Origin of the sequence: Vallitalea guaymasensis (genome assembly GCF_018141425.1) — a bacterium.
Taxonomy (GTDB): Bacteria; Bacillota; Clostridia; order Lachnospirales; family Vallitaleaceae; genus Vallitalea; species Vallitalea guaymasensis.
Window position 1 is genome coordinate 4,328,929 of the sequence record NZ_CP058561.1, and the last position, 13,387, is coordinate 4,342,315.

At 30.2% G+C, this 13,387-nt stretch carries 14 protein-coding genes and 1 riboswitch; of the genes, 13 read left to right on the plus strand and 1 reads right to left on the minus strand.

Going from position 1 to position 13,387, the window contains the following annotated elements; all coding sequences use genetic code 11:
* Positions 1-4 precede the first annotated feature (4 nt).
* The 10 genes from HYG85_RS18540 (at position 5) to HYG85_RS18585 (ending at position 10,030) form a co-directional block, all read left to right on the plus strand.
* Positions 5-2,161 (plus strand): glycoside hydrolase family 3 N-terminal domain-containing protein, encoded by a 2,157-nt coding sequence (locus HYG85_RS18540; RefSeq protein WP_212690917.1) that lies wholly within the window; start codon positions 5-7, stop codon positions 2,159-2,161.
* Between the two features lie 304 nt (positions 2,162-2,465).
* Positions 2,466-3,761, plus strand: coding sequence for a peptidylprolyl isomerase (locus tag HYG85_RS18545; protein WP_212690918.1), 1,296 nt, complete (start codon positions 2,466-2,468; stop codon positions 3,759-3,761).
* A 125-nt stretch (positions 3,762-3,886) separates the two neighbouring features.
* A complete protein-coding gene (locus HYG85_RS18550; RefSeq protein WP_212690919.1) occupies positions 3,887-4,204 on the plus strand; it encodes a hypothetical protein in 318 nt (105 codons plus the stop codon).
* A gap of 102 nt (positions 4,205-4,306) precedes the next feature.
* A complete protein-coding gene (locus tag HYG85_RS18555) occupies positions 4,307-4,867 on the plus strand; it encodes an RNA polymerase sigma factor (protein WP_212690920.1) in 561 nt (186 codons plus the stop codon).
* The gene (locus HYG85_RS18560; RefSeq protein WP_212690921.1) at positions 4,867-5,217 is read left to right on the plus strand and encodes a hypothetical protein; all 351 of its coding nucleotides are present in this window, start codon (positions 4,867-4,869) and stop codon (positions 5,215-5,217) included. The genes HYG85_RS18555 and HYG85_RS18560 overlap by 1 nt, the downstream gene beginning before the upstream one ends.
* Positions 5,218-5,236: 19 nt before the next feature.
* On the plus strand, positions 5,237-5,710 hold the full coding sequence (locus tag HYG85_RS18565; protein WP_212690922.1) for a zinc ribbon domain-containing protein: 474 nt from the start codon (positions 5,237-5,239) through the stop codon (positions 5,708-5,710).
* Positions 5,711-5,947: 237 nt separating this feature from the next.
* Entirely contained in the window at positions 5,948-7,165 is a 1,218-nt protein-coding gene (locus HYG85_RS18570; RefSeq protein WP_212690923.1) for a MerR family transcriptional regulator, read from the plus strand.
* A gap of 120 nt (positions 7,166-7,285) precedes the next feature.
* Entirely contained in the window at positions 7,286-8,542 is a 1,257-nt protein-coding gene (locus HYG85_RS18575) for an MFS transporter (protein ID WP_212690924.1), read from the plus strand.
* 131 nt (positions 8,543-8,673) lie between these two features.
* Complete coding sequence (locus HYG85_RS18580; RefSeq protein ID WP_113675960.1) at positions 8,674-8,898, plus strand: NifU family protein; 225 nt, start codon at positions 8,674-8,676, stop codon at positions 8,896-8,898.
* A gap of 409 nt (positions 8,899-9,307) precedes the next feature.
* Positions 9,308-10,030, plus strand: a complete 723-nt coding sequence (locus HYG85_RS18585) for a GntR family transcriptional regulator (RefSeq protein WP_212690925.1) — start codon at positions 9,308-9,310, stop codon at positions 10,028-10,030.
* 120 nt (positions 10,031-10,150) lie between these two features.
* On the opposite strand, the gene HYG85_RS18590 is transcribed toward HYG85_RS18585, so the two are convergent.
* Complete coding sequence (locus HYG85_RS18590; RefSeq protein ID WP_212690926.1) at positions 10,151-10,693, minus strand: DUF6512 family protein; 543 nt, start codon at positions 10,691-10,693, stop codon at positions 10,151-10,153.
* A gap of 400 nt (positions 10,694-11,093) precedes the next feature.
* A riboswitch (Lysine riboswitch) is annotated at positions 11,094-11,289 on the plus strand.
* 188 nt (positions 11,290-11,477) lie between these two features.
* Here HYG85_RS18590 and kal point away from each other — a divergent pair.
* The 3 genes from kal to HYG85_RS18605 are packed head-to-tail and all read left to right on the plus strand — an operon-like array spanning position 11,478 to position 13,385.
* A complete protein-coding gene (gene kal / locus HYG85_RS18595) occupies positions 11,478-11,858 on the plus strand; it encodes a 3-aminobutyryl-CoA ammonia lyase (RefSeq protein ID WP_113675963.1) in 381 nt (126 codons plus the stop codon).
* Between the two features lie 10 nt (positions 11,859-11,868).
* A complete protein-coding gene (kce, locus tag HYG85_RS18600) occupies positions 11,869-12,687 on the plus strand; it encodes a 3-keto-5-aminohexanoate cleavage enzyme (RefSeq protein WP_212690927.1) in 819 nt (272 codons plus the stop codon).
* Between the two features lie 53 nt (positions 12,688-12,740).
* A complete protein-coding gene (locus tag HYG85_RS18605) occupies positions 12,741-13,385 on the plus strand; it encodes a CoA transferase subunit A (protein ID WP_212690928.1) in 645 nt (214 codons plus the stop codon).
* The last annotated feature ends 2 nt before the right edge of the window (positions 13,386-13,387 follow it).

Sequence of the window (13,387 nt, forward strand, 5' to 3'; positions counted from 1 at the left end):
AATAATGAATAAAGAAGTTGATATAAATGAGTTATTGAAAGAACTTTCTCTATCAGAAAAAATTGGACAATTACAGCAATTAGCTTCCCAATTTTATATAAAAGATTCTGAAGGAGAACTTACTGGACCCTTAAAAGACCTAGGGATATCAGAAGAAAAAATATGGGTTTCAGGTAGTGTTCTAGGAGTAAAAGATGCTGAAGAAGCTCGGAGGATTCAAGATAAATACCTAGATAAAAGCAGTACAAAGATTCCTCTATTATTTATGGCTGATATCATTCATGGATACAGAACCATTTTTCCTATACCCCTTGCAATAGGATGTACATGGAATCTTGATAATGCTGTGTTGTGTGGACAAGTATCTGCCAAAGAAGCAGCTCTTTCAGGGGTGCATGTGACTTTCTCACCTATGGTAGATTTGGTTAGAGACCCTAGATGGGGTAGAGTGATGGAGTCTACTGGAGAAGATACATATCTTAATAGTGTCTTTGGTAAAGCTTTTGTAGAAGGATATCAGGGAGATTTATCTTCTAATTATAATATAGCTTCTTGTGTAAAACACTTTGCAGCTTATGGTGCGGTAGAAGCTGGGAGAGAATACAATACAGTTGATTTATCCGATAGACAATTAAAAGAATACTATCTTCCTTCATATAAAGCATCTATAGATGAGGGTGCTAAGATGGTTATGACTTCTTTTAATACAATTCATGGTGTACCTGCTTCTGGCAGTAAATATCTTATGCAAGATATTCTAAGGGATAACTTCCAGTTTGATGGTGTTGTTATCTCCGACTGGGGTGCTGTTGGAGAATTGCAGGTTCACGGTGTTGCAGCAGATGATGAAGAAGTGGCTGAAAAAGCTATAAGTGCAGGGGTAGACGTTGAAATGATGACTTCTTGTTATATTAACAATCTTGAAAACCTTGTAAAAGAAGGCAGGGTACAAGAAGAATTAATAGATGAAGCTGTACTTAGAATACTGCAGTTGAAAAAAGATCTAGGATTATTCAGTGACCCGTACAGAGGTATGGATGGAGATAAAGCAAAACAAATGTTTATGTGTAATGAACACAAAGAAGCCGTAAGAAAAGTTGCTAGAGAATCAATAGTACTCTTGAAGAATGATAATGTATTACCTCTATCTAAGGATAAGAAAATAGCTGTTATAGGACCAAAAGGGGATAGCACTGATTTACTTGGAGGTTGGTCATGGCAAGGAAGAAAAGAAAAAATTACAACTCTAAAAGAAAATCTGATTAATGAAATTGGAAATAACCTTATATCATATGCAAAGGGTTGTGATGTCAATGGTCATGATGAAAGTGGTTTTGAAGAAGCTGTAAATGTAGCAAAAGAAGCTGACGTTGTTATATTAGCCTTAGGAGAAAGTTCAGAGATGAGTGGTGAAGGTGGAAGTAGAGCATATATAGGATTACCTGGAGTACAGGAAAGACTTGCAGAAGAAATTTTAAGACTAAACAAACCTACTGTAGTTTTATTATTTAGCGGTCGTCCACTAGAAATAACAAATCTCAGTAAAAAAGCTCCTGCAATAATAGAAGCCTGGTTTCCTGGTACAGAAGGTGGATCAGCTATTACTGAAGTGTTATACGGAGACTTCAATCCTTCTGGCAGACTGACAACGAGTTTTCCTTATGCTACAGGTCAAATACCAGTATATTACAATTCCTATAATACAGGCAGACCAAAAACAGCTAATACTGCTGAAACAAGGTATGTTTCTCAGTTTATAGATATTCCCAATGAACCTCTTTATCCTTTTGGATATGGACTTAGTTATACACAGTTCCAATATAAAGATTTCACTTTAAGTTCTGATAAAATGACTAAGGATGATAAAATAACTGCTTCTGTAACAGTAAAAAATATTGGTGATAGAAAAGGAACAGAAACAGTACAATTCTACATAAGAGATTTGGTAGGAAGTACTGTAAGACCAGTAAAAGAGCTAAAGGGATTCAAAAGAATAGAGCTTGAACCACAGGAAGAATCAAAAGTTGAATTTGTGATAACAGAAGAAATGTTAAGATATTATAATATAGATTGTGAATTAGTAAGTGAACCAGGAGATTTCCACGCAATGGTAGGATGTAATTCAGCAGATACTTATACTAAAAAGTTCACTTTGCTATAAATTCCATATGAGCAAGAATAAGTAGAAGGATTATCTCTCTAATATATTTTTATTTTATATTCCAGATAGAAAGGTCTATGTTGGCATTGAATAGAATTATATTGGGGGATATTCCTTTTTGAATTATATGGAATTTTTTATTGCTCTATGTCTTATTATCTGATATCATTATAATAATATAATTAAAGAAAATTTAAATTATATTATTATTTGCATTATTTATACCATATTTATGAATTAATCTGAATAAGAAGTATAAATAACTTACATATGTGATTATTTACTTAGGACAAAGGAGGAAGAAATGAAGAATTATAAACATTTTATTTTAGGATTTGTTACTGCAACTTTTTTATCAGCTGCTGTAATAGGAGTCTCAGCTAGTGGGTTAGTAAAAGATATAACCGCTAAGATATCTTATGAGATCAAAACAGTATTGGACGGTGAAGAATTTAGTCCAAAAGATACTGATGGAACTGAATTAGAACCAATCATATATAATGGAAGAACTTACTTACCTGTTCGTTCATTATGCGATGCTCTTGGTGTATCAGTAGGGTGGGAAAATGATACCAAATCAATTATATTATCTACACAACCTAATAATAATAATGAAGATACTATAGTTACTATAAATGGAGAAAATAAGATTACCCTTGGTGAAATCAATCTATATTTAGGACAAATAAAAACTCAATATGAATCATATTTCGGACCTAATGTATGGGAACAGACAACAGAAGATGGGCAATCTGTAGAACAGGTAGCTAAAGATAATGCCATTAGTGCAGCTCAATCTAGTAACCTTATAGGTTTAATAGCCAAACAAAAGGGTATAAAATTGACTGATGAACAACAAAAAGGTATTGATAGCCAAGTTAATAGTTTTATGAGCGCATTGCAGAAAGAAAGTACTGGCAAAAGTGGTATTACTCAAGAAATTGTTAAGAAAACAATGGAAAATCAAGAGTTATATAAATTATTATATAATAAAGAAATGAAGGATTATACTGTTGATGAAGAGAAACTAAACGCTATATTAGACCAAAATGTACAATATAAGAGATATCAAGAAAATGGTTATGAATATTATGCTAAAAAAGTTAGAGCAAGACATATATTAATAAAAACAGTAGATGATAGTAATCAACCTTTGTCAGAAGACAAAAAGGTAGAGGCTAAAAAAGAAGCTGAGAAAATATTAGCTAAAGCTAAAGCAGGAGAAGATTTTGCCGCTCTAGCAAAAGAATATTCACAAGATCCTGGTTCTAAAGATAATGGTGGAGAATATACTTTTGCAAGAGGAGAAATGATATCAGAATTTGAAGAAGCTGCTTTTAATCTCAAGCCAGGAGAAATAAGTAAAATTGTTGAGACTGGTTATGGATACCATGTCATAAAATTAGAAGAAGTGATAGAACCTACTGAGGAAGATATTAAAGCGATAAAAGATAATGAAGCTAATATAAAAGCTCAAGCCATTGAACAATTAAAGCTACAAGCATTTAATAAAAAAGTTGAAGAATGGCAAGCTGATTATAAAATAGAAATTAATGATGAAATTTGGAAGAATGTTAAAATTTCTGAATTTGAATTTTAGATTGAATGTTTAGCATCCGAAAGGATGCTTTTTTTATACTAACTAATAGTGATTATTAAAAACATACCCCTTTTAATTTATTGGTTTTAATATTATACTATTTAATAATAGAAGGGAGTAGTATCATGAAAAGATTAAGAAATATTTTTTTGAGTCGTTTATTTCCATTATTTGCGTTTTTAATTACAACTATAGGTACAATAATAATAATTTACAGTTTGGCTTCCATAGATGAGTATAATGGTGGAATAACAGTTAATATATTATTAATTGTGTTACACATTTTACCTATTGCTGGGGTAATATCTTCAATAATGCATTTAATTATAACAAGGACTAACATAGTTTCAACAATAATATTAATGCTTTTTAATGTTATTTGGATTACTATTGATGCCATAGTTATTATTGCATATTTCATTTCCTCACCAATGAATTTGTAAATTTTAAAATATATAAGAAATTAAATAATTTTTTTTTCGAACCTTTTACTATCTCGCTCGTAATAATAAATGTAGGCAGACAAGAGCAAAAGGGGTGAGGACTTGGATGAAAAAATAATCATTGAAAGATGTAAAAATGGATATAGTGAATATTTTGAAATACTTATTGAAAAATATGAAGGCATGCTATATAAATATTGTTTCTATCTAACCGGTTCCCAAGAAGAGGGAAAAGATCTTTTTCAAGAAACATGGTTAAAAGCTTATTCAAAAATAAAACTGTATTCAGACAAATATCTTTTTAAAAATTGGTTACTATCTATTGCATCAAATACGTATAAAGATTGGTATCGTAAACAAAAAAGATGGTCCAGTAAAATCAAAAATTATTTTGCAGAAGATAAAATGAATAAAGAATTAGCATCCATACCCTCAAAAGATCCTTTGCCAGAAGAAGAATTTTTATTCAAAGATATTTCTAAGGAATTAAAAAAATCAGTGTTAGAACTAAAACCACATTATAAGGTAGTTATTCTTCTTTTCTACTTTGAAGAAAAGACTATCAAGGAAATAAGTTATATACTTAGTGTTCCTGAAGGAACTGTAAAATCTAGATTGAATCAGGCTAAAAAAATATTAAAAGAGAAGTTGGAGGTGAAATGATGAGCCATAAACCAGATGAAAAACATAATATTGATATTGACAAGGAACTTAAAAAATTAAGCAAGCAAGAAATAACAATACCCAAAAATTTATCTATAAAGACTTATGAAAAAATACAAAAGGATAATGAAAGAAAAGATGGTGCTGTTCCTTGGATTGCTGCATTTGCTATAGGAATAAATTTTATTATAACAGTTGCTTCAATACTCGGTATAGGTTTTTACTTTACTCTTGAGCTGTATCAATGGATCATTATTTTATCTGTTACAATGACTATTAATGTGAGTATTTTAGCAGTAGTTCTAATTTTCAAAGATGTAATTGTTAAAGAAATATCTCGACTGTCATAATTATTAGGAGGTTAATTGTATGAACGAGAATACTAATAAGTTTAAAATAATATTTTGGATTATTACTTCAGTTATAATATTAGGTATAGGGAGTATGGTATTTATTGTAATCCTAAGTGGTACAATCAAAGAGCAGGATGTTATTCCTTCAATTATAGTGGGTGTGTTTGGTTTATTTATTTCATTAATTCCAATTATCATGGGTATATTAGTTCATAAAGATGCTAAGAGATTACAGATGGACCCTTGGATGTGGACTTTAATTGTTATGTATGTTCCTTATTTCATAGGGTTAATCATTTATTTGGTAGTTCGAAGCAATGAAAAAAATAAATCAAGATGTATTAATTGTGGTAGTGCAGTAGAATCAGATTATAATATTTGTCCTAATTGTGGACATCAATTAGCTGATGTATGTTCCAATTGTAGTAGGTACGTAAAGAAAGAATTTTCCATATGTCCTTATTGTGGAAAAGATATAGAAAAAAAGTAGTATAATGAAATTAGTTATACCAATAACAATAATACATTAATAAAAAATCCATGTGACTAATATTTATAGTAGCATGGATTTTTTGTTTAGCCTAATCTTCATCTATAGTTAAAAAGTACATAGTGCACAATTATATTTGTGTTTTATCTGAATATGAAATATAATTGTAATTAACACACAACAAAATATGATATAATTCTTGTATGTATAAATATTAAGTAATACGATGGTGATATAATGAGGATTGGTAAATTTGCAGAACATAATAAAGTTAGTAAAGATACAATTAGACATTATATGGACTTAGATTTGATAGTTCCTAATAAGAAATCGGGTCAATACTACTTTGATGAAAAATGCCAAACAAGTTTAGAACAAATACTAATGTTAAAAAACATGGAGTTTTCATTAAATGAGATTAGAAATATATTTCGAATGCAATTATTAGGAAAATATTCAGATTATCAAAAGAATGACTACTATCAAAAGTTATTTATAGATAAGCATAATAACATTGAAAAAGAAATAGAACATCTTATTAATGTGAAAGTCAGTCTGGAAAAAGAAATACAAAAACTAGCAAATGAAAATCGACAAAAGCCCTATAAAAGGGGTATCAACATTAGGTTTTTGGATATGTTTACTTGTAGAAGCTGTAAAGGAAATCTAACACTTAATGATGGAATAATAAATAATAATGAGATAATTCAGGGAAAGCTTAAATGTAAATGTGGACAAGAATATTCTATTGATGATGGTATACTCATAGTAGATGGCAATTATGATAAAGATTATAGCGATAATCCATATAGCATCAGTAATTATATTATAAATACAGACCAACATTTTATTGATAATTTATATAAAGGTATTGAATTGGTGCGTCAAAAGATAGATTGGCATGGTTTTAAAGATAAAGTTATACTTGAAGTAGGTTCGGGATTAGGATTTATTTTAAGGAATATTCTAAATGATCTCTCGGATGATGTGATATATATTGCAGTTGACCATAATATTACGATGCATAGATATCTTAAAAAAATGCTTGAAAAAGCTAAATGTGATAAGAATATTATTTTTATTTGTTCTGACTTTTTACAGATACCTATCAAAAACGAATCTGTTGATATACTTCTAGATATAGCTGGTACCAGTAATTATGGTTTTAACAATAAAGAATATTTATTGAATTCTATTAATCATTATATTAAGAAACAAGCGTCGTTAATTGGTGCTTATATCTTATTTCAAAACTTCAGTAATTCAAGTTTGATTAATGTAGAGTATAGAAAGAATTTCATCAAGGATAATATCAAAAAGGATATTAAAAGTCTGGGATATGAGAAAAAAATGGAAGATTATATATATGATTACATTGAAACTGCTGGAGAATATGAAAATTATTTTACAAAAGGTGAAAAAGTCTATTTATACGCTTTTTATGGCAAAAGGTAAGGTGGGGTTAACCCTATCTTTTCAAAAATATTGATTATAAACAGTTAATATAATCACTTGACATAGGCTCAACTCCATTTATTAAAATGATTATATTATAATTTACTGGAGGAATTTTACATGTTTAAAAAGATACTCAATATGTTTTCTCAATACAAAGGTCTATCCAAATCAGCATATGTTATATTTTATGCTAGAATCATAACTAATATGGGTGCTTTCATCTGGCCTCTATTAACCCTTATTCTAAGTAGAAAGATAGGATATTCTGCCTTAACTATATCATACATTTCAGTAGGTATAGGAGTATTGTTTATACCAGCTAATATAATAGGTGGTAAACTTGCTGATAAGTATAATCGTAAAAAATTAATAATAATATTTGACTTGATCAGTGTTACCTTCTTTATATCCTGTGCATTCGTGAAACCTGGTAATTTAATGACTATATTATTTGCTGCGGCAGGTATTTTTGCTAATATAGAAGGTCCTGCTTTTGAAGCATTGATTGCGGACGTATCTAAACCACAAGAGAGAGAAAAAGTATATTCATTATCCTATCTAGGACATAATCTGGGATTTATGGTTGGAGCCGCTATAGGAGGATTTTTATTTGAAAACTATCTAAGTCTAGCCTTTATTATTGATGGATTAACAACACTTACATCTACAATATTGATTATTGTTTTTGTAAAGACAATCAATATTCAAGATATCAAAGAAGAAGAAAAAAATGAATATGAAAATGATGAAGATGAAAAAATGACTTCATTCTCGATTCTGAAACAACGAAAATCAGTATTGATTCAACTCATAGTATTTATATTTGCAGCTTTCATATACGAACAATGGAGCTTTTCAGTACCACTATATATGGAAACTTTATTTCTAGAAAAGGGAGGAAAATACTTCGGGTTCATATCGAGCTTTAATGGATTGGTTGTAATAATCTTCACACCATTGATGACCTGGCTATTAAAATCATTGCATGAATTACAGAAAGTGATTATAGGTATATTTTTATACTCATTCAGCTTTCTCATCATAAGAGATTCACCAGCATATCCTCTGTTCTTTGTAATGATGTTTGCCTTTACTCTAGGTGAAGTCATTAATATGTTGGGAGCTTCACCTTACCTAAGCAGAAGAATCCCAGCTTCTCATAGAGGAAGAATAAATAGTTATCGTAATATTGGCGCTTTCATAGGAGCAGTTGGAGGACGTGTATTGATGGGATGGCTTATCGATGCTTATTCATATTCCGTAGCCTTTACTGTAGTCACTTGCGTAGGAGCTGTAATTGTGATTATTATAGCATATAACTATAAGTTGGATAAAAAAATATTCCCATTGCTGTATAAGGAAGATAATGAATAATAGTAGAAAATTAAAATCAATTATTTCAAAAGTTGTATAATTTATATATGGGTTGACTAAAACTAAACACATAGGTTATTATAAACATAATTGGTTTCACCAATAAAATGTAGACTAGAGGAGATTTAATTATGAAAGATAAAGTAGAACAAGTATTAGATCAAGTTCGTCCAGGATTACAAAGCGACGGCGGCGATGTACAATTAGTAGAAGTAACAGAAGATGGTATTGTAAGAGTAGAACTACAAGGCTCATGTAAAGGATGTCCATTCTCTCAATTAACAGTTAAGAATTTTATTGAGAAAGCCCTAAAAGAGCAAATACCTGAAATTAAAGAAGTCCAAGCAGTAAACTAGTAAATTAAAGGTAATATTACCTAAAATTATATATTAAGTTTACATTAAGGGGTTGTCTAACAATACATTTTTTAGGTAATCAGCTTTAGTAATATAGAGCTTAACATAAGCCATATTACTGAGTTGCCATCATCTAAAATATATTGTGAGCCAGCCCCTTTATTTTACAACTATACATCAGTATATATGAACGAGTGTAGGTAGTATAGGGGAATATGAAGCAGTGAGCCATGGACGGCGAACTCAGTCATTTAAACACGGACGTTTAATTGACTGACGTAATATTCCCCTATACTACCTACACGACCGTTCACCATTACATTTATTAAATTTAAAATTAGACATCCAACACTATTATATGGTAATATTATTAATGGATAATCATAAGTAACAAGATAGGAGGATGAGTATGCAGTATAATCCATCATTACCAGTATATATTCAAATAAAAGAAGATATAATAAGAAAAATACGCTTGGGAATTTGGAAAGAAAACGAAAAAATCCCATCAGAATTAAAGCTAATGGAAGAATATCATTCAGGACGTGGAACAGTAAGAGAAGCTATTAAGTTAATTATAGACGAAGGCTATTTATATATAAAAAAAGGTATTGGAACTTTTGTAGCTCAAAGAGAAGTTGGAATATCTATTGAACCATTTGTAAGTTTAACATATTTCATTAAGATGCGAGGCTTGAACATAAGTACTAAGATACTAGATAAAAAAGAAATTATAATAGATGCAGAAATAGCTGAAAAAACAGGCATAAAAGAAAATACAAAATGCCTTTTTGTAAAACGACTCAGGATGATGGATGGACGACCCATTGGGCTGGAAGTCTTTCATTTTGTATATGAAGAGGAGAATTTCTTCAAAGATTTTAACTTTGAAAATGGTATATCTCATTACTTATTTGAAGAACTGAAAGTTTCTGTAACCAAAATGAATATGGACTTGGAAATTGTAAAAGCTGTAGGTGAAGAAAAAGAATTACTTCAATTGAATGATGACAGTAAAATGATGATTTCTAATAGAGTTGTCTATGTGAATGATAAAAAAGATATACTCTATCACTTAAAATTCTATTGTGGAGAAAAACTCAGTAAAATAGGTATGGATAATTTTGTATAGAAAAATCTATATTGTGAGAATAGATTTATAAAAATAAAGCTGTTTGGTAATATATTTTATTAGCACTGACATAAAATATATTACTAGACAGCTATTTTACTTTTATAGAATACTTAATCTTCAACTTTTAGGAGGTATTCCATAATATCCTGTTGTAGAATCTTTAAAGAAATCACACTGCAAAGGTCTAAAGGTAAATAGAGTAATTACCAAAAACAGTAATAGAAAAATATAATAACCTATAAGATTTTTGCATTTACTTCTTTTTGGAGATTTTAATATAAAATAACTTACCAATTGACCAACAAAAGCTCCAATAATATATGTTACTACATGAAGTACCATTTCACCTTCGCCAAAAATGCACTCATATAAGAATATCAATAAATAAGTAGTTCCAATAAAAACTAGTACTGACATAGCTTTTGCGAACACAAAATTATTAACATCATATCTTACGAAAAAATATTCAATGATGCTTACTAAAATAACAGGATAAAACATTATTTTGATATGTTCCCACTGGCTTTCATTAACTGGACTGAATATTCCTATAAACGTACATTCTGTCCACTCATATAAGAAGTGAAATAAACTTCCTACTAGTATTATTGCAATTGCCGATACAATTTCAGCTATAATAACCTTTTTATGGTCATTCATAAAACCACCACCTTCATATGTCTATAGTATATGTCAATGAACTTTAAAAAATAGTCATATCTTAAAAAAAGTTAATAAAATATACAGTTTTATTTTATTATAATTATTAAACCATAAAAAAATATTTCGAATGATAAAAGTATTATCAGAATAATTGAATATTAAAATAGAAGATGATAATATAAAAACATACCCCTAAGTCTTCTAAAAATAATTATAATAGTAATCTTAAATATTATAATGTAATAAGTCTAATAACAAACTAAAATGACCCCAAGCTAACTATATCATGATTATATTATAACTATATGAAATAGTAATTTGACAAACACAATTAAATAATAAATTGAATATGATTATTATATAGATTCATATAACAATCTATATAAATATTATATAAAACATGAATAGAGGCGCGAAGGAGAGGGTAATCTTTAATTGTTAAGGAGAAGAACCTCCAATATTAAAGATGAATGGTTCCTTTGCCGAAAGAGTATGTTGGTTCTTAAATATATTCTTGGTGATAATGACAATACATTATCACTGCCATAAGGGATGATTAGATATCCTAAGTTTTATGGAGAGCTATTTATGTATTGAAAATAAGATTTCATTACATAAATAGCTTTTATTTACGAAAAGCATTGAAATCTTATTTTCAGTGCTTTTCTTGCGTTATGTGACTGGATTTAGGGTGGAAAATTGAGAAAAAGGGAGTTGATAGTAAACGTTTTAAGGTTATTACTTAGAAGTAACTTAGGTTTGGGAGAAAGGAGTTAGGTAGATGAAATCATTAATAAGAGTAAGAATGAGTTGTCATGACGCTCATTATGGGGGAAATCTAGTTGATGGAGCTAAGATTTTACAGCTTTTTGGCGATGTAGCAACAGAATTATTGATTAAAAATGATGGGGACGAAGGATTATTCAAAGCATATGACAATATTGAATTTATAGCTCCTGTATATGCTGGTGATTACATAGAATGTGAAGGACAGATTACTGGTTTTGGAAACACTTCAAGGAAAATGGTATTTGAAGCAAGGAAAGTAATAAGACAAAGACCAGATATAAATGATTCAGCAGCTGAGGTTATGGAAGAGTCTGTTGTAGTATGCAAGGCAAGTGGAACATGTGTAGTTCCTAAGGACAAACAAAGAAAGTAGGGAAGTAGTTATGGAAAAATTAATAATTACAGCAGCTATTTGCGGAGCAGAAGTTACCAAGGAACATAATCCTACTGTACCTTACACTGTGGATGAAATTGTAAGTGAAGCCGAGAAAGCTTACAAAGCTGGAGCAAGTATCATTCATCTACATGTAAGAGAAGATGATGGAACTCCTACACAAGATAAAAATAGATTCAAAGAATGCATAGATGGTATAAAAGAAAGATGCAAAGATGTAATCATTCAACCATCCACTGGTGGGGCAGTAGGGATGACAAATGAAGAGAGATTACAGCCAATATATCTTGATCCTGAGATGGCAACACTGGATTGTGGAACTTGTAATTTTGGTGGTGACGATATTTTTGTTAACACTGAAAACACAATAATAGAGTTTGCAGAAAAAATCTATGGTCTAGGTATAAAGCCTGAAATAGAGGTTTTTGACAAAGGTATGGTTGATATGGCACTTAGATTATACAAAAAAGGTATTCTAAAAGCGCCACTCCATTTTAACTTTGTATTAGGAGTTAACGGAGGAATAGCCGCAACACCTAGAGATTTAATATACTTAGTGGACAGTATTCCAGATGATGCAACTTATACAGTAACTGGTATAGGACGAAATGAGTTCAACATGGCTACTATAAGTATTATTATGGGTGGACACGTTAGAGTAGGTTATGAGGATAATATTTACATGAAAAAAGGTGTGTTAGCAAATTCCAATGGAGAGCTTGTGGAAAAAGTAGTGACGTTAGCGAAAGAACTTGGAAGAGAAATTGCAACTCCTGATGAAGCAAGAAAAATATTAGGTATAGGTTAAGAGTCAAATAAGGAGAAGGTTTATATAAATAATATTTTAAAAGAGGTGAAAAGGTGAATAAATTAGTTAGTAAAGACGATTTAAAGCCTTTGTTAAAAGATGGTTCAGTCATTATGGTGGGTGGTTTCCTAGGATGTGGTACCCCAGAAACGATTATTGACTTAATAATTGAAATGGGAATCAAAGACCTTACAATAATTGGTAACGATACTAGTTATGAAGATAAAGGTATTGGTAGGTTAATAGTCAATAGACAGGTTAAAAAAGTGATAACATCACATATTGGAACTAACCCTGTTACTGGAGAATTAATGAATAGTGGCGAGCTAGAAGTAGAGTTGTCACCACAAGGAACTCTTATTGAGAGAATAAGAGCAGGTGGATTTGGATTAGGTGGAGTTCTTACTCCTACAGGAGTCGGTACTTTAGTTGAAGAAGGCAAAGAAATTATAAAAGTTAAAGATAAGGAATATTTACTTGAAATGCCTCTAAGAGCTGATATAGCAATTGTTCGAGGAAGTGTTGTTGATAAATTCGGCAATACAATTTATAAAGGAACTACAAGAAACTTTAATCCCATGATAGCTATGGCAGCTGATACTGTTATAGTAGAAGCCGAAGAATTAGTTGAGACAGGCGAACTTGATAAAGATAGTATTATAACACCAGGTGTTGTGGTTGACTACATAATTAACTAAGA

Coding starts and splice junctions, on each gene's coding strand:
- HYG85_RS18540 (WP_212690917.1), top strand. CDS start 5: ATGAATAAAGAAGTTGATATAAATGAGTTATTGAAAGAACTTTCTCTA.
- kce (WP_212690927.1), top strand. CDS start 11,869: ATGGAAAAATTAATAATTACAGCAGCTATTTGCGGAGCAGAAGTTACC.
- HYG85_RS18565 (WP_212690922.1), top strand. CDS start 5,237: ATGAACGAGAATACTAATAAGTTTAAAATAATATTTTGGATTATTACT.
- HYG85_RS18575 (WP_212690924.1), top strand. CDS start 7,286: ATGTTTAAAAAGATACTCAATATGTTTTCTCAATACAAAGGTCTATCC.
- HYG85_RS18585 (WP_212690925.1), top strand. CDS start 9,308: ATGCAGTATAATCCATCATTACCAGTATATATTCAAATAAAAGAAGAT.
- HYG85_RS18590 (WP_212690926.1), bottom strand. CDS start 10,693: ATGAATGACCATAAAAAGGTTATTATAGCTGAAATTGTATCGGCAATT.
- HYG85_RS18560 (WP_212690921.1), top strand. CDS start 4,867: ATGAGCCATAAACCAGATGAAAAACATAATATTGATATTGACAAGGAA.
- HYG85_RS18545 (WP_212690918.1), top strand. CDS start 2,466: ATGAAGAATTATAAACATTTTATTTTAGGATTTGTTACTGCAACTTTT.
- HYG85_RS18570 (WP_212690923.1), top strand. CDS start 5,948: ATGAGGATTGGTAAATTTGCAGAACATAATAAAGTTAGTAAAGATACA.
- kal (WP_113675963.1), top strand. CDS start 11,478: ATGAAATCATTAATAAGAGTAAGAATGAGTTGTCATGACGCTCATTAT.
- HYG85_RS18550 (WP_212690919.1), top strand. CDS start 3,887: ATGAAAAGATTAAGAAATATTTTTTTGAGTCGTTTATTTCCATTATTT.
- HYG85_RS18580 (WP_113675960.1), top strand. CDS start 8,674: ATGAAAGATAAAGTAGAACAAGTATTAGATCAAGTTCGTCCAGGATTA.